The following is an 18735-nucleotide window of genomic DNA, read 5'->3' on the forward strand; positions in this document are numbered from 1 at the left end:
CCGCCATGTACCTCGACGGCTCGACGGCACCGCTCGTGGCGGACTGGCCGGTGGACATCCTGGCGCTGCTCGGCGACCGCAGCACTCTCGCCCGCCGCCCCGCGTTCCACATCCAACAGGCCACCGACCAGACCGAGTTGGCCGCCTACAGACGACTTCGCGCCGACACCTTCGTCCACGAACAGCGTCTCTTCAGCGGCGACGACCTCGACGACCGTGACGCCGACACCCGTACCGTCGTGCTGGTCGCCAGGGCCATGGACGGCACGGTGATCGGCGGGGTCCGGCTGGGTCCGGTCGACGACGGGCCCGACCTGGGCTGGTGGCAGGGCGGCCGGCTGGTCGTCGCCCCGAAGGCGCGCGGCCCGCACGGCATCGGCGCGGCACTGGTCCGGGCCGCCTGCGCACGGGCGGAGGCGGAGGGTGCGCTGCGGTTCGACGCGACCGTGCAGGCACGCAACGAGGTGCTGTTCCGGCGGCTCGGCTGGCGATCGGTACGCGCGACGAAGGTCGTCGGCGCCCCGCACGTCCTGATGCGCTGGCCCATCGGCCGCGTCGCGGCCCAAGTCGCTGCGACGAAAACCGCGTTGGGGCCTTTGCTCGCCGGACTGCCTGCTCCGCCCGGCTTCGTCGGCGACGACGGCGCGCCCGTGCCCGGCACCGATGTGATCGCCGCGTGCGACGCGATCGTGCCGTCCATGGTGGAGCGGGATCCGGAATGGGCAGGCTGGTGCGCGGTCCTGGTGAACGTCAACGATATTGCGGCGATGGGTGCTTCACCGGTCGGGCTCCTTGACGCGATCGGCGCGCGTGACACGGCGCATGCCGCCGTGATCCTGACCGGGCTGACCCGGGCGGCACACGCCTACGGCGTCCCGGTGCTCGGCGGGCACACCCAACTCGGCGTCCCCGCCGCCCTGTCGGTGACCGCGCTCGGCCGCACCGACCGGCCGGTACCGGGTGGTGGCGGTCGTCCCGGACACGCCGTACGGCTGACGGCCGACCTCGGCGGCAGCTGGCGCGCGGGCTACCGGGGCCGCCAGTGGGACTCGACCACCCGTCGTCGCACGGACGAACTCCGCACGATGACAAGCGCGGTGGCCGCCGCGCGGCCCGCCGCCGCGAAGGACGTGTCGATGGCCGGGATCGCCGGGACACTGGGCATGCTCGCCGAGGCGAGCGGCTGCGGGGCGGTACTCGACGTCGCCGCCGTGCCCCGTCCGGTGGGCGCGTCCATGGGCGACTGGCTGACCTGCTTCCCCGGCTTCGCGATGCTGACCGCCGACGGGCCGCACGCACCGCCGCTGCCCGCCGGGCCGGCGACTGGCGCCGTGTGCGGGGAGTTGACCGCGGGGCAGGGGGTCGGGCTGCGCTGGCCGGACGGAGAGATCACCGAGGCGGTCACCTCGACGGTGACCGGAATGGGGACGGCATGAGCACGCTGCGGATGGCGGCCGTGGCCGCCGAGTTCGGCCGCGACCTGGAGGAGGACTTCGCGATCGCCGAACGGCTGGTCAAGGAGGCCCGGGAACAGGGCGTACGGCTCCTCGCGCTGCCGGAGGCGTGCCTCGGCGGATATCTGCTCAGTCTGGACGACGACAGCGCCTTGGACGAAGGGCCGCCCGCGCTGGCCCTCGACGGCCCGGAGATCCGCCGACTGGCCGCTCTTGCCGGGGAGTTGACGGTCGTGGCGGGGTACTGCGAAGCCGCTGGGGACACCCGCTACAACAGCGTCGTGTGCGTCACCGGCGACGGCGTCCTCGGCAACCACCGCAAGGTCCATCAGCCGCTGAGCGAGGATGCCAGCTATTCCTCCGGCGACCGCTTCCACGCCTTCGACACGCCGGTCGGCCGGATCGGCATGATGATCTGCTACGACAAGGCTTTCCCGGAGTCGGCACGTGCGCTGGCCCTCGACGGTGCCGAGATCGGCGTATGCGTGTCGGCGTGGCCCGGTGCGCGCACCAACGCGAGCGCGGACCTGGAGAAGGACCGCTGGAAGCGGCGTTTCGACCTGTTCGACCGGGCCCGTGCCCTGGAGAACCAGATCGTGTGGCTGTCCGCCAACCAGGCGGGCACCTTCGGGTCGCTACGCTTCGTCGGCAGCGCCAAGGTCGTCGACCCCGGCGGCGAGATCCTCGCCGACACGGGTGTCACGGCCGGCATCGCCGTCGCCGAACTCGACGTTGCACAGGCCCTTCAGACCGCCCGCCGGTCGATGGGGCACCTGCGCGACCGGCGGCCCGAGACCTACACGCCAGCAGGAGCGGTCAGCGCATGAGCACCATCCGGATCGCGGCCGTGGCCGCCCACTTCGGCCGCGACCTGGAGTTCGACCTGGCCCGCATCGCCAAACTCGTCGACGACGCGCGTACCGCCGGGGCCGGACTCCTCGTGCTGCCCGACGCCGCCCTCGGCGGCTACCTCGCCGACCTGCGCCACCCCGACCCCGAGTCGCTGCCCCCGGCCCTCAAGCCCGACGACCCGCTGATTCTTCAAGTCGCCAAGCTGGCCGCCGAGCTGGTGGTGTGCGTCGGCTACTGCGAGGACGCGGGCGACGAACGCTACAACGCGGCCGTCTGCGTCAGTGGCGACGGGATCCTCGGCCGCCACCGCAAGGTGCACCTACCGGCCGGTGAGGTCGACGCGTACACCGCGGGGGACCGCTTCGACGCCTTCGACACCCCAGTCGGCCGCCTGGGCATGCTCATCGACTACGACAAGACCTTCCCGGAGTCGGCCCGTTCGCTGGCCCTGGACGGCGCCGAGATCCTCGCCTGTCTGTCCGCCTGGCCCACGTCCATCACCAACCGCGCCCCGCGCATGGCACAGGACCGCCAGGCCCGGCTCTTCGACCTGTACGACCAGTCCCGCGCCGCCGAGAACCAGGTCGTCCTCGCCTCCTCCAACCAGACCGGCGCGATGGGCGGCATGCGCTTCCTCGGCCAGGCCAAGGTGGTCGGCCCCGGCGGCGACATCCTCGCCCGCACCTGGTCCAAGGCCGGTCTCGCCGTCGCCGAGATCGACGTCGCCGCCGAGACCGACCGCGCCCGCCGCGTCCTGCGCCACCTCGACGAACGCCGCCCCGACGCCTACCGGGAGTCCCGGACGTGAAGATCGCTCTGCTCAGCTACTCCACCAGGCCGCGCGGTGGAGTCGTCCACACCCTCGCGCTCGCGGAGGCCCTCGCGGCACTGGGCGAGGACGTCACGGTGTGGACCCTGGGCCGGGGCGGCGACGCGGGCTTCTACCGCCCGGTGGCCCCGGCGGTGCGGGTCGAGATCGTGCCGTTCCCCGACGGCCCGCCCGAAGAGACGGTCGGCGCACGCGTCCTGCGCTCCATCTCCATCCTCCGCACCGCCTTCGACGCCACGCCCTACGACGTCGTCCACGCCCAGGACTGCATCAGCGCCAACGCGGCCGGCCGCTGTGTCCGCACGGTCCACCACCTCGACCACTTCACCACCCCCGAGCTGGCCGCCTGCCACGAGCGGGCGATCGTCGAGCCGTACGCACACCTGTGCGTGTCGGAGGCGGTCGCGCGGGAGCTGGCGGAGGGCTGGGGCATCGAGGCGGGGGTCATTCCCAACGGGGTCTCGTACGACCGCTTCGCCGTCACCGACCCGGTAGCGCGGGCGAGTTGGCGTTCCCGTCTCGGCCCGTACGTCCTCACCGTGGGCGGCATCGAGCCCCGCAAGGGCTCGCTGGACCTCCTGGAGGCCTACGCCCTGCTGCGCGCCGCCCGTCCCGACGTCCGGCTGGTGGTCGCGGGTGGCGAGACCCTCTTCGACTACCGTGACTACCGGGCGCGCTGGGAGGCGCGGGCCGCGGAACTCGCGGTGGAACCGGTCGTGTTGGGGCAGGTCCCGGAGGACGAGCTGCCGTCGCTGGTCGCCGCGGCGGACGTGTTCGCCTTCCCGTCGCTCAAGGAGGGCTTCGGGCTGGCCGCGATGGAGGCGCTGGCCGCCGGAGTGCCGTTGGTCGTGCGGGATCTGCCGGTGCTGCGTGAGGTGTTCGGGGGCGCCGCCCGTTTCGCCGCCACGCCTGGGGAGTTGGGCACGGAACTCGGTCAGGCCCTCGTCGTCGAGGACCCGGTGCGACGAAACGCCGGGCGGAAGCTGGCCGCCCGCCATACCTGGGACACCGCGGCCCGTGACCACCTCGACTTCTATCGGTCCCTCAACTCTGCGACTGAGCAGGGGCGTTGACACCTCGCGCGTTCCGCGCCACGGTGAGGGCCCGTAGCGCTCGGAGGTCGCCCATGGCTCCGCTCCCGTCCGATGCCGGTCTCGTCGCACGCGTGCGGGAGGTGCAACCCCTGCTCCGCGACAGCGCGTTGCGCACCGAGCAGGAGCGGCGGGTGCCGGCTGAGGTGGTGGCCGCGCTGACGGACGCCGGGGTGTACCGGATGAACGTCCCACGCCGGTACGGGGGTTACCAGAGCCGGCTGAGCACACAGGTCGAGGTGCTGGGCGAGATCGCCGCCGGGTGTGGTTCGACCGGTTTCATGGCGCTGATCCAGGCGGGGTGTTCCTACATCGCCGCGCTGTTCCCGGACGAGGCGCAGGACGAGATCTTCACCGGCCCCGATGTGCGGGTCGGCGGCACGCTCATCCCGGACGCCGTCGCGGTGGCGACGGACGGCGGATACGTGGTCAACGGCACCTCGGGCTTCGCCACCGGCTGTCAGAACGCCGACTGGCATCTGCTGACGGCCCGGGTCGAGTCCGACGGCGGTCCGCCCGAGGTGCTGTGGACCGCCGTTCCGATGTCGGATCTGGAGATCCTCGACGACTGGTACGTGTCCGGCCTGGCGGGCAGCGGCAGCAACAGCGTGGTCGCACGGGACGTGTTCGTGCCCGCGCACCGCATCCTGCCCGTGGGGCAGTTGCTGGCCGGCGGCTTCCCCTCCAAGGCCAACGCCGACGACCCTTTCTACCGGATGCCGGTCCTGATGCTGTTCTGCGCCTGGACGGCGCCGAACGCGCTGGGCCTGGCGCGGGCGGCCCTCGCCGAGTTCACCGAGCGCATCCACCGGCGGGGCATCACGTACACCTTCCACGAGCGGCAGTACGAGGCGGGCGTCACCCATCTCCAGATCGCCGAGGCCGCGTTGAAGATCTCCTGCGCCGAACTGCTGACCGCCGAGTTCGTCGCCCGGATCGAGTCGGCGGCCGACAACGACGAACGGTACACACAGGCGGACCGCGCCAGGATCCGTGCGCAGAGCGGCTATACGACCCGGCTCTGCAAGGAGGCCGTGGATCTGATCGCGTCCGCTTCGGGCGCGTCCTCGCTGCACCTGGACGTGCCCGTCCAGCGGGCGGTACGCGATCTGCACGCGCTGAGCCTGCACTCCTTCGTCAACCCCAGCACCAACCTGGAGCTGTACGGCCGGGTCCTCTCCGGTCTCGACGCGGGCACGCCCTTCCTCTGACGGCTCAGCCCAGGGACGCCAACCAGGCCGCGGTCTCGCGAGGCCGGGCGAACCGCAGCGTGGTGAGCGGAGCGAAGCGCGGGTCGTTCGTACGGTCCTCGATCTCGCGGCGCCTGCCCGCGTGCTGGGACCAGGCCCACCAGGCCGGGTGCTCGCGGCTCAACCAGCCCGCCCAGGTCTCCCTGTTGCCGCCGAAGATACGCTCGCGGGTGACCGTACGCCGCAGGGAACGGCGCAGGACACGCGGCATGATCACGCCTCTCCCGTAGTCCAGCCAGAGCACCGTGTCCGCCAGCTCCCAGAGCAGATCGCGGACTTCGGGATAGCCGATCGAGTCGATGATCCAGCGGGGTTCGGCGGTGAGCCGTAGCACGTCGTCGGTCAGGGTCTCGTTGACGGCCCAGTCGGGGCCGGTGAAGTACAGGGCGTCCATCTCGTGGTACGGCAGCTTCAGCCGCTCGCCCACACCCCGGGCCAGCGTGGACTTGCCCGCGCCGGTCGCCCCAACCACCAGGATCCGCTCCATCCCGGCACCTTAACTACGATGTGCCAGGCCCGCCGATTATTGACAGGAGCCCCCTCATGAGCAGTCCGCAACAGGCCCACGCCTCGCTGGACGGCCTGGTGACGGGTGATGCTTTCGGGGACAGCTGGTTCACGCGGTCCGACGAGCCCGCCGAGAAGCTGTGGGCCACGCGCGAACTGCGAACCGCTCCGTGGCTGTGGACGGACGACTCGGCGATGGCGTTCGTCCTGTTCGCGCATCTGGTGGCCCACGGAGAGGTGCAACCGGACGCGCTGGCACGGGAGTTCGCCGCCGAGTACGAACGGGAGCCGGGGCGCAAGTACGGCCCGTCCATGCACGGCGTGCTGCGCCGGGTCGGCGAGGGCGAGGACTGGCGGGCTGTCACCACAGGGCAGTTCGGCGGGCAGGGGTCCTACGGCAACGGCGCCGCGATGCGGGTCGCCCCGCTGGGCGCCTGGTTCCACGACGACGTCGCTGCCGCCGCCGAGCAGGCCCGGCTCTCCGCGCTGACCACCCACGCCCACCCGGAGGCCGTCGCGGGCGCGGTGGCCGTGGCCGTCGCCGCAGCGCTGGCCGCCGCCGGCGCGGATCAACCGGCCCTCCCGCGCGCCGAGTTCCTGCACGAGGTCGCCTCGCACGTCCCGGACGGCGATGTCCGCTCCCGGCTGCTGGTCGCCGCGGGCTTCTCCGAGCGGACGTCGGTGCGGCACGCGGCGTCCGTGCTGGGTTCGGGGACGCTGATCTCGGCTCCGGACACCGTGCCGTTCGCCCTGTGGTCGGCGGCCGGACACCCGGACGATCTGCCGGAGGCGTTGTGGCAGACCGTCGCCGGGTGGGGCGACCGGGACACGACCTGCGCGATCGTGGGCGGCGTCGTCGCGGCCCGCACCGGCACCGGGGGCATCCCGTCGGCGTGGCGGGAGGCGCTGGAGGCGATCCCGGCCTGGAGTGGTTGGGACGCGCTCGCCGCGGTCCGCCGAACCTCCGTGTAGGGCGGCGGCGGACGTCGGCCCAGGACTCACCGTTCTCGGTCCGGTCGACGATGGTGCGCAGGAGTCCATCGACGAGCGGGTACCTGGCGTGGCCGTGTATCACCTGTTGTGTGCGGGTTCGGCACGGAGTTCCACGGCCGTGATCGCGAAAGCCAGCGGCCCGGGCAGCAGCAGGGCGAGCAGGGGCAGCATCCACAGGAACGCGACGCACAGACCGATCGCCGCCGCGATCAGGGCGCAGTCCACGGGATCCCCGGCGGAACGGGTTGCGGCCCGGTTCAGGGCCGGAATCCAGCCGTGTGCGACCGCCGGGTCCGCCGCCGCGCGCAGGGCGAGGACAAGTCCCGCCGCTGCCAGACCAGTCAGCGCCCATAACATCGGACCGGCGCCCGGAAGGCCCGCCCGCGCGAGCGCGAGGTCGAGCGCGACCAGTGTCAGAGCGGTGAAGGCCGACACGCCGGACAGCACCGAGCGGCGCAGTCCGTGGCCGCGGAACTCGGCGACGTACTCCCCCAGGGTGACCGGACGGTCCTCGCGGATCGCTCGGCGCAGGACTGCGCAGGCCGCAGCCAGTGCCGTAGGGGCCGTGATCAGTGGGAGAGAGGCGACCGCCGCCGCCATGCCGATCGCGGTGCCTCCTCCTCCGCCGCCGGAACAGCCGGCGAGGAGCGGGGCGAACACGGCGCCCGCGGCGGCGCCGAGGATATCTCGTCTCCGGATACTGGGGGTGTCATGGCGATGCCTCCTGAGTGGGGCGTGGACATCGTTGTCTGAGGTCAGGAGTGGTTGCCCGGTCCGGCGGACGGTGGGGGGACGGATTACCGGGAGCGCGGCCCAGGGGGGTGGGCCGGATGAACGGCGGGGGTATGGCAAGCGCTTTCGCCTGCTCCCGAACGTAGATCCCGTCCGTCCGGTCGGTCAACGGTGCTGCAGCACATGTTTGTTCGGACATGGGGCGCGAGTACCACGGTCGGTACCCGTGCCCCATGCCGGAGTCGGTCTCAACTGCGTACGCGGAGAGGCTAGAGACGCACGGCCAACGCCCGCCGGGCCACCGAGACCATCCGCTCCCCCACCAACTCCATGCACAGCCGCATGTTCTTGTCCGCGATGTCGTTGTCCGGGATACGGCAGGCGAACTGCAGGCCCTCGTGGACCCGGGTCACCCACGCGCACACCTGATCGCCGTACGACACCCGGATCAGCCCGTACGCCTTCAGCTCCTGCCAGCGGTCCGAGCCGGGCAGGGCGCGCGAGTCGACGTAGGAGACGATCGAGTACAGGTCGGGGGACGTGGGCCGGAAGTCGGCGCCCAGCAGGCGCAGTACGCGGGCGATGGGCATGCGGGCCAGTGGGCGGTTCTCGCGGAGCGTGGCGCGGACCATCCGCAGGGCGTCGTCGAAGTCCCTCGCGTGCTCGATCGGGATCTCGATCGGCGCGCCGCCCACGTACCAGCCGACGGAGTCGGCCCAGCGGGACTTGGCCCGGGTGTGGAAGGGCACGACGGTGCGGTACACGTCGAGGCCGCTGATCTCGCGGGCGGCGAGGGCCACGGCCGCCAGGACGCCGACGAGGCTTCCGCCGTACGGTCGGCAGTAGGCCTCGAAGGCCGCCGCGTCCGTGTCGTCGGTCAGCATCTCCTGGAGGAACTTCTGTGTGGGCAGCGGCCCTTGGGGGTCGAGGCCGAGGTCGACAGGGAAGTTCGGCAGTCTGCCGTCGCAGCGGGCGATGAACTCGCGCCAGCGGGAGACGACGGTGTGCGTGTCGTCGATCTGGTCGGCGTCCGTGCGTTCGCCCACGCAGAAGTCGATGTAGCTGGCGACTGGCGCCACTTCGACCGTCCTCCCGGCGAGACCGGCCGCGTACAGCTCGTGCACCTCCCCCGCGATGCGATGGAGCGAGTACGCGTCGACGTTGCTGTGGTCGAACGCCAGGTACACGCTCGTGCAGTCTTGGCGAACGACCGCCGCGAAGAGGAAGTTCGGCCAGGTGAGCGCATCCGCCGTGACATCGAAACGGTCCTGCAGATACCGGGTCAGGGTCCCCGCGTCCGCGAACTCGCCGATGTCCTCGCGGTGCAGGGCCACAGCGTCGGCGTCCAGTGTGAAGCGGCGCATCTCGTCACCGGCCCACCGGAATCCGCTGCGCAGCGTCTCGTGCCGGAGCATCCAGTCCCGCAACGCGCCCTGGAGCACGTCGAGTTCGATCCTTCCCGGCATGTCGAAGGCGGTCCCGAGCCAGGTCGGCACGAACAGCCCGTCCTCGCGCACCGAACGCGCCGTACGGATATGGGACTCCTGCACATACGCCGGTGGCCGCACGTCGTCGGGAAGGGCCCGCGCCGCTCCTACGGCCGCCGGATGCAGCGTCCACTCGACGAGTCGTCCGGGACGGATCTCGCACCGCTGAAGGTCACTCATGCGCACAGGGCTCTCCGTTCGCCTGCCCACGGGAGGCCGCCGGGCACCACTGTCGATCCACGCCTCCATGCCGCTCGGGCACCGCTCACTGCATGCGGAGATCAACGAGCGGGCCATTCGGAAAGCAACGCTCTGGAACCCGCCGTTCCGAAAGGGAGTGGATCACAGGGGGTCAGAGAGGGGTGTCGGCGCGCGCGGCGATGACCGCGAGGGTGGTGTAGGGCATCATGAAGCCGCCTCCCAGGGCGTCGATGGCTCGGCCCACCTCGCCCAGTATCTCGGCCAGTTGACCGGGGTCGAGGCGGGTGAGGCCGCCGGTCGTGGGGAGGAGGTCCAGCCACTGGTCGCGCGCGTAGGACCGCTCCCAGTCGAAACACGACTGTTCCGGTTCATGGAACTGCCCGATCTCGCGAATCCTGTCGGCGACCTTCGCGTATGCCGCCTGGTACATCTCCAGGGGGCGGCGGGCCGATCCACCGCCGAACGGCGAGTCGGGCACCACTCGCCGGTAGGCAGCGACGAAGGGCTCGGCCACCTCGGCGGGCGGCTCGTACACGTGCCCGAAGATCGCCAGGAGGCCGTCGGGGCGCAGCACTTGGGCCGCTTTCACGGCACCGGCAAGGGGATCCACCCAGTGCCAGGACTGGGCGGCGGTCACCGCGTCGAACGTCCGGCCGCCCGGTTCCCAGTCCTCGAAGGTCGCCACCTCGACCGGCAGGCCGCGGTCCCGCGCGAAGTCGGCCATCCGTGCGTCCGGTTCGACGCCGAGCACGGCGCAGCCGGCGGCCTGGAACTGACGGGCCGCGATGCCGGTGCCGGTGCCCACGTCGAGCACCTCGGGTGCTTGGGTCCCCGGACTCCCGGCGACGATGCGTGCCACCAGTTCGTCGGGGTAGCCGGGGCGGGCCTGGTCGTAGCGTCGGGCGTCCGTGCCGAAGGACTCGGCCATCTGCCGGGCCTGATGCGAAGGGGCGGGTCCTGGCTGCTCTCGCGGTAAAGTGGGCATGCGTTCACCTTAGTGGGCAAGCGCCCACGCACCAAGAGGCGCCGGCGCGCCGGCGTACGAGAGGAACCACACGTGCCGACCGGGGTGCACCTTCGTGATGCGCGGCAGCAGTTGTTCGACGCCGCCGAGCGCGTGCTGTTGCGGGACGGCCCGAACGGGCTGACCAGCCGGGCCGTCACCGACGAGGCGGGCTGCGCCAAGGGCGTTCTGCACCGGCACTTCAGCGACTTCGACGCCTTCCTCGCCGAGCTCGTCCTCGACCGGGCCGCGCAGTTGGAGACGCAGGCGCAGGCACTGCGCGACTCCGCCGGAAACGGCACCGTCGCCGACAACCTCACCGACGCGCTGACCACTCTGTTCGGGCCCGTGCCGGTGGCCATCATCCCGCTCATCACCTTCCGGGACGAGTTGCGGGCGCGGTTGCGGCAGGCCCGGCCCGGAGGCGGCATCGCCATCCTCGCCGAGATGACGACGGCGGTCTCGGCCTACCTGACCGACGAGCGCGCCAGGGGCCGCATCGCGACCGACGCCGACATCGACTCGCTCACCCTCTCCCTGGTCGGAGGCGGACACCTCTTGTTCGCCGACCGCGCCTCGGACCCGCCGACCACGTCGACGGTCGGCAAGCTGGTGACCACGGTGCTCGCCGACGTCGTACAGCGGCGGCCACGCTGAACCCGCCTCGCAGCGCTGCGTGTCGGTGAGAGCCGGCCGACGCCGAGTGGACAAGCATGCGGGCGACCCCCCTGGCCGGGGAGCCGATGACAGGCGTCCGCCTCACCGGCGGTCGGCCGGCAGTAAGGCCCTGGTGGACGAGAGGGGCGTCCAGTCGGTCGAGAAGGTCCTGATGCGTGCCCGCCGACAGGCGAATGAGCCGCCTGCCGGGGGAACAACGTGTGCCGACCCGCCGCTCGTGGAAGAGGATCCACGGGGATGAGGAACATGTCGGCGGTCGGGTCCGGACCTCGCCGTGCGCCACGACGTGTATCGCGAAGCGCTGACGGCACTGCACGGCTCCTAGAAGCCGACGACCCAGCGCTGCGCGAGGGTGCCGTTGCACTGGTAGATCTGCATGGCCAGCCCGTCGGTGCCGGCTCCCCCCGGCACGTCGATGCAGAAGCCCGTGTCGCGGAATCCGACCCTGGACTCCAGCTTGACGACGTCCGGCAGCGTTGCCCCTGTGTTGATCTCGCTGTTGCTCGAATGGCACTCGTCCTGGAGGACGCGTCCGCCGTTGAAGGCCCCGTCCCAGGCCCATACGCAGTAGCCGCTCAGCTGGTTTTCCAGGCGGTAGTGGTTGGTCGCGACCTGCAGGTACTGCCAGCCCTGCGCGATACTGCCGTCGCACGGCTTCTGGACGATCCTCGCGAACAGTGCCGTCGATGCGCCCTCGGGCTGGAGGCACAGGTTGTCGCCGACGTTCTTGACGGGGTGGAAGAGGCCCGCCAACGGCTTGACGGAGGTGGCCGACGACGGTTGCGCGTCGGCCCCTGTCGTCGTCGCAGCCAGACAGGCTCCGGCCATCAGCAGTGTCGAGACGAGACCGACTGTTTTTCTTCGCAAAGTCAGGCGCATGATGTCGATGTGCTCCTTCGAGTTCGGACACCGAGCCAGAAGCCGTGGATCTTCCGCCCCCTGGGTATCGGCGTGGTTGCCGAAGTACACGCCAGAGTCTGAACTCTCTTAACACGCCTGTCGTTTGCTGTTCCGATCAGCGGAACGAGGTCACCTCCCGATCGACCGCCCCTCGAAGTACAACCGATCAGCCGTCCTCGGTGTCGTTGACGGCGTTTCTCTTCGCGAAGACGAACATCCGTAGCGCTGCTGGGCGGAGCGCGTCACGGCCGTCGGAGGGGGACATCGGAGGGGAACGGACGACGGGATCCGGCGCGCCCGGCGGGTCCTCCAGGCGCGACACGGCACCCACGCCGAGGCCGAGGTCCCAGGCACCACCGGCGTCGCCGATCAACCCGCGGACGCCGCACATGCGAAGCTCACGGAAGGCGCCCTCACCCAGTCCGCCGCCGTCGCCAACTCCCGTGCCCCATAAGAGATTGCGCGAAGTGGATCTTACGAGAGTCTGACACGGCCCCCCGAACCCTTCACCTGACGCCGCACAGCGGCAACTCTGGTCCCACACACCGGTGGACACCGCCGTGGTGAAGGGAAAGCGGCCACCGCGGCGGGACATCCCGGGCACGTGACGAGCGTGCCCGGGACGCCGTACGGGAGGAACCCCTACAACGGAGCCACGCCGATCCAGCGGCGAAACGCGTCGGCGTCGACGTTGCCGCCACACACGACGGTGACCACATGGCGGCCGGCGAACCGCTCGCGGTTCTCAAGGATCGCCGCGACACCGAGCGCGGCCGACGGTTCGACGACGAGGCCGGCGCGGTCGAAGAGCATCCGCATACCGGTGATGATCGACTCCTCCCGGACCAGGAGGGCGTCGTCGGCGACCAGGAGGAGGTCGTCCAGGACGGCCGGGATGGGAAACCGGCCCGCGACACCGTCGGCGATGGTGTCCGCCGAGTCGGTGGTGACGACCCGCCGCGCGCGCCACGAGAGCGTCAACGCCGGTGCGCCCAGCGGCTGGACGCAGATCACCTCCGCCCCGGGCGCCAGGGACTTCAGCACATGCCCCACTCCGGTGGCCAGCGCCCCGCCGCCGAGAGCGATCAGCACGGTGTCGAACGGCCGCGCCGCGTCCGCCAGTTCCAGGCCGATGGTCGCCGCGCCCTCGCACGTCTCGATGTCCAGGCTGTCCTCGACCAGCCGGATGCCCTCGGACCGTGCGACGGCCGCCGCCCGCTCGCGGGCCAACTCGTGGTCCCCGTCCACCAGTTCCAGCCGCGCGCCCAACGCGCGGATGCGGTCGAGCTTGGCCGCGGTCGCGAAACGGGACGCCACCACGGTGACATCGAGCCCCCGGCCGCGACCGGACCACGCCAGCGCCTGGCCGAGGTTGCCCGCGCTGGCACACACAGCGGCCCGCTCACCGTTGTCGGCGAGTCGGCTCGCGACGAGCTCGGTGCCGCGCGCCTTGAAGCTGCGGACCGGGTTCGCCGTTTCGAGCTTGATGCTGACCGCGCACCCGAGTCCGGGCTCCAGCGCCTCGCAGCGGTACAGCGGAGTGTCGAGGAACATCGGGTCGATCACCCGGCGGGCCGCCCTGATCCGACTGGTGTCGAGGCGTGTCTGCTGCACGACACGGCAGCGTAGCGCCACGGCTGCGGTTCCCGTCCCAGTGCGGCCGGTGGTCACCGGACATCCACGTGTGGGTGAGGGCGCCCGGGTGGTCCTGGGCGACATCAACGACGGGGCCCTGGACAAGCTGTTGGTGGACCTGGGTGACAGCGCGGTCGGGGTGCACGCCGACGTCAGCCGGGAGGAAGGGTGCGGAGCCTGATACAGGCGGCGCTGGACTCGTTCGGGCGCCTCGACGTCCTGGACAACAACGCCGCCGTCTAGATACCCGAGGACACCGGCTCGTCCACCTCCAGCGACGAGGCCTGGCAGCGCACCTTCGACGTCACCGTCATGGCCGCCGTCTGGGGTGCGCGGCACGCGATTCCGGCGATGCCGGCGAGCGGCGGCGGCGGGTCGATCGTCCACATCTCGTCCGGCGCCGTCCGCTGCGCCACCGCGACGAAGGCGGCCTACGGCGCCTGCAAATCGGCGCTGGAGACGTTCTCCCTGTACATCGGCGCGCAGCACGGCGCGGACGGCATCCGCAGCAACGTCGTACGGCCCGGGTTCGTGCTGGCCGAAGGGGTGCGGGAGATCTTCGACGAGGAGCAGTGGCAGCGGTTCGCGGACATGCTGGCGCTGGGGCGTGTGTGCCGGCCGGAGGACGTCGCCGAGACGGTCGCCTTCCTGGCCTCACCGGCGCCCGGATACGTCAACTGCGCGGTCCTCGACGTCGACGGGGCGAGGCCAAGCCCATGGTCTCCTGGTGACGTCCGGCACGTCCTGACCAGCGGTCGGCCGGAGGGCGATTGGTCCCGAACCGGGTCTCGAAGCCGTCCGTGGTGCGCGACTCCGGCGAGTTCATGACGCCGGCGTTGTTGATGAGCAGGTCCTGCCCACCTCGCCAGTCGGCGGCGAACGCGCGCATGGAGGCGAGGTCGAGCGGCGTACCTCCACGCTGCCGTTCACGCCCCTGGCGGCAGCCTCGCCCCGCCCCGGGATCCTGTACGGCGGGCACCACATGGGCGCCCGCGGCGGCCAGCGCCTCGACGGTGGCGATGCCGAGCCCGCTGTCGCCGCCGGTGACGACGGCCGTACGGCCGCTCTGGTCGTGGATGTCGGTGGTGGTCCACGCGCCGGCTGCGGTGCCGGGTGCAGTGGTCACGGGCAGCCGTTGTGGGCTGCGCACACATCGCCGATACACAGCCCTCCATGGAGACCCGCCCCGCCCCTGTCACCACGGAGACCTGCGCGCCGCCCCGCCGGCCCGCGCCGAGGAGACACTCCGGGAGGAGGGGGCCGCCGCGCTGCTCGGCCTGATGTACTCGATCTAGCACGACCCTCAGGCGTCCGCCCACCTGGTGGACGCCACCTTGGCGCTGGTCCGAGTTCATCGAGCGGCTGATGCTGGAGGGGCAGCGCCAGGGAGAGGTGCGCGAGTGCCCTCTCGACAGCATCGGCGTCCCGGTCTTCTCGACACTCCACGGTTACACCGACCTGGCCGCGACCGGCATGCTCACTCCGGAGGCCGCGGAACGGGGCCTGTACGAGGTGATCGCTTTCATCCTGCGGGGCGTCGCGCCGGACGCTCGGCCCTGAAGAACCTCGGGTTCACGAAAACCCGGAGCCCGGCCGAGCTGTGCGGTGCCCGGCCGGGCTCTGCGACGTCCTGCGGGACCTTCGGTCACCACGCACGGGAGGGGACGGTCACATGTTGATCATGTGTCCGGCCAGGCCGTGCACCGCTTCCTTCACCGCCTCGCCCAGGGTCGGGTGGGCGTGGACGTTGCGGGCGACCTCGTGGACGGTGAGGTCCCACTGCTGGGCCAGGGTCAGTTCGGGGAGGAGTTCGGTGACGTCGGGGCCGATGAGGTGGCCGCCGAGGAGTTCGCCGTACTTGGTGTCGCTGATCAGCTTCACGAAGCCGGTGGTGTCGCCGAGGCCGTGCGACTTGCCGTTCGCGGTGAACGGGAACTTCGCGACCTTGATGTCGTGGCCCAACTCCCGTGCCTGCGCCTCGGTGTAGCCGAAGCTGGCGATCTGCGGCTGGCAGTAGGTGGCGCGCGGGATCATCGCGTAGTCCAGTTCCATCGTCTCCGCGTCCGCGAGGGTCTCGGCGGCGATGACGCCCATCGCCTCGGCCGCGTGGGCGAGCATCAGCTTCGCGGTGACGTCGCCGATGGCGTAGATGTGCGGGACGGAGGTGCGGCACCGGCCGTCGACGTCGATCGCGCCGCGCTCGGTGAGCCGTACGCCCGTGTTCTCCAGACCGTAGCCGGTCACGTTCGGCGCGAAGCCGATCGCCTGGAGGACCTTGTCGGCCTCCAGGACCTGCTGGGTGCCGTCCTTGCCGGTGACCGTGACGCGGACCTGGGGGCCGGACTCGTCGATCGACTCGACGCGGGTGGAGGTGAGGACGTCGATGCCCAACTTGCGGTACTGCTTGGCGAGTTCAGTGGATACCTCGACGTCCTCCAGGGGTGCGACGCGGTCCAGGAACTCGACGATCGTGACCTTCACGCCGTAGTTGTGCAGGACGTAGGCGAACTCGATGCCGATGGCTCCGGCGCCCGCGATGACGATCGACTGCGGGAGGTCGTCGGCGAGGATCTGCTCCTCGTACGTCACGACGCGCGCGCTGCGCTTGGTGCCGGGCAGCAGCCTCGGGGTGGCGCCGGTGGCGATGATGCAGTGTTCGAAGGCGATGGTGCGGGTGTCGCCGTCGTATCCGGCCACCTGGAGGGTGTGCGCATCCAGGAAGGTGCCTCGGCCGTCGATCTCCGTGATCTTGTTCTTCTTCATCAGGTAGTGGACGCCCTTGACCCGGCCGTCCGCGACCCGGCGGCTGCGGCGGAACGCCTCCCCGTAGTCGAAGGAGACCTCCCCCTCGACCTTGATACCGAAGGTCTTCGCCTCGCGGGTGAAGATGTGCGCCAGTTCGGCGTTGCGCAGCAGCGCCTTGGTCGGGATGCAGCCCACGTTGAGGCAGACGCCGCCCCAGTACCTCTCCTCGACCACCGCGACCCGCTTGCCGAGTTGCGCGGCGCGGATGGCGGCGACATAGCCGCCGGGGCCCGCGCCGAGTACCACGACGTCGAACCGGTCGTCCTGCGTGTTCTGCTGGCTCATCGAAAGATCCTTTACCACGGGAAGGGCATGGTCGAGCAGGCGTCCTCTGTAGATCCTCTAACAGTGTGCAGGATGCCCGGTAACCGGCGGACAACGAAGTTTTTGCGAACTCGCGGGGACCCCATGAACCGGCCCCCACCTGCTCGAAGTCCCCTTTGTCCGCTCCAGCACGGCGGCGGTAATCCCGAGTTCACCGAGGTTCTCTTCCTCATCGTTCTACGCGCGTGGTGTCATGCCCACGCTCACCACCCCCCACGTGGGCATCAACTCGACTAGGAGTCACGCATGTTGAGGACGTTCCTCGGCCGCGCGGGTGTCGCGCTGGCAGCCGGCGCCACCCTCTTCGTCACGGCCGTCCCCGCCAACGCCGCGACCTACACCGCCTTCGCCTTCTCGCAGTCCGGCACCACCCAGCCGACCATCTACGACTTCATCAACTCGGCCACCACCTCGCTCGACATGACCATGTACGAGCTGGAGGACACCACCGCCGTCAATGACCTCATAGCGCTGGAGAAGAAGGGCGTCACCGTGCGGGTGGTCCTCGACACCGCGCACCAGTCCGCCAACAGCTCGGCGTACACGGCGCTGACGAACGCGGGCGTCGGCGTGGTGTGGTCGCCGTCCAGCTTCGTCTACACCCACCAGAAGACGATCACGGTCGACGCCACCAAGTCCCTTGTCCTGACCGGCAATCTGACCTCGCAGTACTACACGACCGGCCGCGACTACGGGGTCTTCACCGACGACACCCGGGACGTCGCCGCGATCGAGAAGGTCTTCAACGCCGACTACGCCGGAACCTCGATCACCCCGACCGACGGCGACCATCTGCTCTGGTCCCCCACGGACTCCCGCAGCCGCCTCCTCACCGTGATCAACGCGGCCACCACGACGCTCGACGTCGAGGAACTGGAGTTCAGCGACAGCACGGTGGTCAACGCGATCGTGGCCAGGGCGAAGGCGGGCGTGACCGTGCGGGTGGTGCTGGAGACCCCGTCGAGCTACGCCAGTGAGGTGTCCGCGATCAAGGCGGCCGGCGGCACGGTCGTCGGGTACTCCGACCCGAACGGCTTCTACATCCACGCCAAGGCGATGGTCGCCGACTACGGTCTGTCCACCCAGGAGGTGGAGGCGGGCTCGATGAACATCAGCAGCAACTCCCTCTCCAACAACCGGGAGTTGGGCATCATCCTCACCGGCACGGGAGTGGCCCAGTCCGTCGCCACCACCATCGAGACCACCTTCAAGAGCGACTACGCCGGCGGCACGGCCGCCTAATCCTCCGCACCGGTCGACTCCGAGGTCGGGGGCCTCGGGGTCTACCGGACGGCGCGCAGCGCGAGGGAGAGTTCGGTGATGCCGCGGGGGTCGGTCAGTGAGCGGCCGATGCGTTCGGCGATCCGGCGGAGGCGGGTGCGGACGGTGTTGGGGTGGACGTGCACCATCTTGGCGGCCTCCTCGGCCGAGCCGCCGGAGTCGAACCAGGCCTCCAACGTGTCGCGCAGCAGGGCGCGTTCGTCCTCGGGCAGGCATCGACGGGCCCGAGGACCTGGGCGGCGACCCGGGCCATGACATCTTCGCCGTCTACGCGTTCATGATCGCGGCGACGGACGCCGCCCGCGCCTTCGCGAGCGACCGGGTGGGACCCGTCCTCGGCTGGCTGCTGCTCTCCCTGCTCTCACTCGCCGGCGGGGTGGTCGCCCTCGCCTGGCCCGGCATCACGGCGCTCGCGCTCACGATCTGGATCGCCGCGTGGGCCCTGACGACCGGCGCCATGGAGATCGGCCTGGCCTTCCAGCGCGGCGAGACGGCGGGGGAACGCACCTTGTTCCTGCTGACCGGCGCGGTGGCGATCGTGTTCGCGTTCTCGCCGTTCGTCCACCCGGACATCGGCGCGGTCTCCCTAGCCACGGTCTTCGGCCTGTTCAGCCTCGTCTACGGCGTCTCGGCGGTCTTCGCCTCGTTCGAGGAGCGGCGCCACCGCACCGGCGCGGTCCGGCAGGCGTAAGGCAGTCGCCCAGGGGGCGCGG

Annotated in this window: 21 protein-coding genes and 1 pseudogene; 12 read left to right on the forward strand and 10 right to left on the reverse strand. The window is 70.8% G+C overall.

Going from position 1 to position 18735, the window contains the following annotated elements; genetic code table 11:
• Nucleotides 1-5: 5 nt before the first annotated feature.
• Genes ACWDEW_RS20745 through ACWDEW_RS20765 form a run of 5 tightly spaced genes read left to right on the forward strand, consistent with a single transcriptional unit; the run spans nt 6 to nt 5437 of the window.
• Nucleotides 6-1436, forward strand: coding sequence for an MSMEG_0567/sll0787 family protein (locus ACWDEW_RS20745; protein ID WP_450514522.1), 1431 nt, complete (start codon nt 6-8; stop codon nt 1434-1436).
• Nucleotides 1433-2281 (forward strand): carbon-nitrogen hydrolase family protein, encoded by an 849-nt coding sequence (locus ACWDEW_RS20750; RefSeq protein ID WP_450514420.1) that lies wholly within the window; start codon nt 1433-1435, stop codon nt 2279-2281. The genes ACWDEW_RS20745 and ACWDEW_RS20750 overlap by 4 nt, the downstream gene beginning before the upstream one ends.
• Nucleotides 2278-3114, forward strand: a complete 837-nt coding sequence (locus ACWDEW_RS20755) for a carbon-nitrogen hydrolase family protein (protein ID WP_450514421.1) — start codon at nt 2278-2280, stop codon at nt 3112-3114. Before ACWDEW_RS20750 ends, ACWDEW_RS20755 begins: the two co-directional genes overlap by 4 nt.
• Nucleotides 3111-4208: an MSMEG_0565 family glycosyltransferase gene (locus tag ACWDEW_RS20760; RefSeq protein ID WP_450514422.1), complete on the forward strand. Its 1098-nt coding sequence runs from the start codon at nt 3111-3113 to the stop codon at nt 4206-4208. The genes ACWDEW_RS20755 and ACWDEW_RS20760 overlap by 4 nt, the downstream gene beginning before the upstream one ends.
• Nucleotides 4209-4261: 53 nt before the next feature.
• Complete coding sequence (locus tag ACWDEW_RS20765) at nt 4262-5437, forward strand: acyl-CoA dehydrogenase family protein (protein ID WP_450514423.1); 1176 nt, start codon at nt 4262-4264, stop codon at nt 5435-5437.
• A 4-nt stretch (nt 5438-5441) separates the two neighbouring features.
• On the opposite strand, the gene ACWDEW_RS20770 is transcribed toward ACWDEW_RS20765, so the two are convergent.
• Nucleotides 5442-5963, reverse strand: a complete 522-nt coding sequence (locus ACWDEW_RS20770; RefSeq protein ID WP_450514424.1) for an adenylate kinase — start codon at nt 5961-5963, stop codon at nt 5442-5444.
• A gap of 56 nt (nt 5964-6019) precedes the next feature.
• On the opposite strand from ACWDEW_RS20770, the gene ACWDEW_RS20775 reads away from it, so the two are divergent.
• Complete coding sequence (locus ACWDEW_RS20775) at nt 6020-6955, forward strand: ADP-ribosylglycohydrolase family protein (RefSeq protein ID WP_450514425.1); 936 nt, start codon at nt 6020-6022, stop codon at nt 6953-6955.
• A 99-nt stretch (nt 6956-7054) separates the two neighbouring features.
• On the opposite strand, the gene ACWDEW_RS20780 is transcribed toward ACWDEW_RS20775, so the two are convergent.
• From ACWDEW_RS20780 to ACWDEW_RS20790, 3 genes are all read right to left on the reverse strand, one after another.
• The gene (locus ACWDEW_RS20780; protein WP_450514426.1) at nt 7055-7636 is read right to left on the reverse strand and encodes a hypothetical protein; all 582 of its coding nucleotides are present in this window, start codon (nt 7634-7636) and stop codon (nt 7055-7057) included.
• Nucleotides 7637-7977: 341 nt separating this feature from the next.
• Nucleotides 7978-9375: a condensation domain-containing protein gene (locus tag ACWDEW_RS20785; protein ID WP_450514427.1), complete on the reverse strand. Its 1398-nt coding sequence runs from the start codon at nt 9373-9375 to the stop codon at nt 7978-7980.
• Between the two features lie 172 nt (nt 9376-9547).
• Nucleotides 9548-10381: a class I SAM-dependent methyltransferase gene (locus tag ACWDEW_RS20790; RefSeq protein ID WP_450514428.1), complete on the reverse strand. Its 834-nt coding sequence runs from the start codon at nt 10379-10381 to the stop codon at nt 9548-9550.
• A gap of 72 nt (nt 10382-10453) precedes the next feature.
• Here ACWDEW_RS20790 and ACWDEW_RS20795 point away from each other — a divergent pair, with 72 nt between their 5' ends.
• The gene (locus ACWDEW_RS20795) at nt 10454-11056 is read left to right on the forward strand and encodes a TetR/AcrR family transcriptional regulator (protein ID WP_450514429.1); all 603 of its coding nucleotides are present in this window, start codon (nt 10454-10456) and stop codon (nt 11054-11056) included.
• Nucleotides 11057-11398: 342 nt separating this feature from the next.
• Here ACWDEW_RS20795 and ACWDEW_RS20800 read toward each other — a convergent pair whose 3' ends face one another.
• The 3 genes from ACWDEW_RS20800 to ACWDEW_RS20810 form a co-directional block, all read right to left on the reverse strand.
• Nucleotides 11399-11956, reverse strand: coding sequence for an RICIN domain-containing protein (locus ACWDEW_RS20800; protein ID WP_450514430.1), 558 nt, complete (start codon nt 11954-11956; stop codon nt 11399-11401).
• Between the two features lie 187 nt (nt 11957-12143).
• On the reverse strand, nt 12144-12368 hold the full coding sequence (locus tag ACWDEW_RS20805; RefSeq protein ID WP_450514431.1) for a hypothetical protein: 225 nt from the start codon (nt 12366-12368) through the stop codon (nt 12144-12146).
• Nucleotides 12369-12619: 251 nt separating this feature from the next.
• Nucleotides 12620-13591: a threonine ammonia-lyase gene (locus tag ACWDEW_RS20810; protein ID WP_450514432.1), complete on the reverse strand. Its 972-nt coding sequence runs from the start codon at nt 13589-13591 to the stop codon at nt 12620-12622.
• 70 nt (nt 13592-13661) lie between these two features.
• Here ACWDEW_RS20810 and ACWDEW_RS20815 point away from each other — a divergent pair, with 70 nt between their 5' ends.
• Both ACWDEW_RS20815 and ACWDEW_RS20820 read left to right on the forward strand, forming a co-directional pair.
• Nucleotides 13662-13793, forward strand: a complete 132-nt coding sequence (locus ACWDEW_RS20815) for a hypothetical protein (RefSeq protein WP_450514433.1) — start codon at nt 13662-13664, stop codon at nt 13791-13793.
• 131 nt (nt 13794-13924) lie between these two features.
• A pseudogene (locus tag ACWDEW_RS20820) lies at nt 13925-14254 on the forward strand (SDR family NAD(P)-dependent oxidoreductase); the annotation flags it as partial.
• A gap of 31 nt (nt 14255-14285) precedes the next feature.
• Here ACWDEW_RS20820 and ACWDEW_RS20825 read toward each other — a convergent pair.
• Complete coding sequence (locus ACWDEW_RS20825) at nt 14286-14738, reverse strand: SDR family NAD(P)-dependent oxidoreductase (protein WP_450514434.1); 453 nt, start codon at nt 14736-14738, stop codon at nt 14286-14288.
• A 239-nt stretch (nt 14739-14977) separates the two neighbouring features.
• Here ACWDEW_RS20825 and ACWDEW_RS20830 point away from each other — a divergent pair, with 239 nt between their 5' ends.
• Entirely contained in the window at nt 14978-15172 is a 195-nt protein-coding gene (locus ACWDEW_RS20830; RefSeq protein WP_450514435.1) for a hypothetical protein, read from the forward strand.
• Nucleotides 15173-15280: 108 nt separating this feature from the next.
• Here the strand turns inward: ACWDEW_RS20830 and lpdA are convergent, their stop codons facing one another.
• Nucleotides 15281-16702: a dihydrolipoyl dehydrogenase gene (lpdA, locus tag ACWDEW_RS20835; protein ID WP_450514436.1), complete on the reverse strand. Its 1422-nt coding sequence runs from the start codon at nt 16700-16702 to the stop codon at nt 15281-15283.
• Between the two features lie 285 nt (nt 16703-16987).
• Here lpdA and ACWDEW_RS20840 point away from each other — a divergent pair, with 285 nt between their 5' ends.
• Complete coding sequence (locus tag ACWDEW_RS20840) at nt 16988-17983, forward strand: phospholipase D-like domain-containing protein (protein WP_450514437.1); 996 nt, start codon at nt 16988-16990, stop codon at nt 17981-17983.
• Nucleotides 17984-18024: 41 nt separating this feature from the next.
• Here the strand turns inward: ACWDEW_RS20840 and ACWDEW_RS20845 are convergent, their stop codons facing one another.
• Nucleotides 18025-18198: a helix-turn-helix domain-containing protein gene (locus ACWDEW_RS20845; RefSeq protein ID WP_450514438.1), complete on the reverse strand. Its 174-nt coding sequence runs from the start codon at nt 18196-18198 to the stop codon at nt 18025-18027.
• Between the two features lie 101 nt (nt 18199-18299).
• Between ACWDEW_RS20845 and ACWDEW_RS20850 the strand changes: the two genes are divergently transcribed.
• Nucleotides 18300-18713 carry an HdeD family acid-resistance protein gene (locus ACWDEW_RS20850; protein ID WP_450514439.1) on the forward strand — a complete coding sequence of 138 codons (414 nt, stop codon included), beginning with the start codon at nt 18300-18302 and terminating at the stop codon, nt 18711-18713.
• The last annotated feature ends 22 nt before the right edge of the window (nt 18714-18735 follow it).

The organism is Streptomyces sp. NPDC001100 (genome assembly GCF_053598575.1).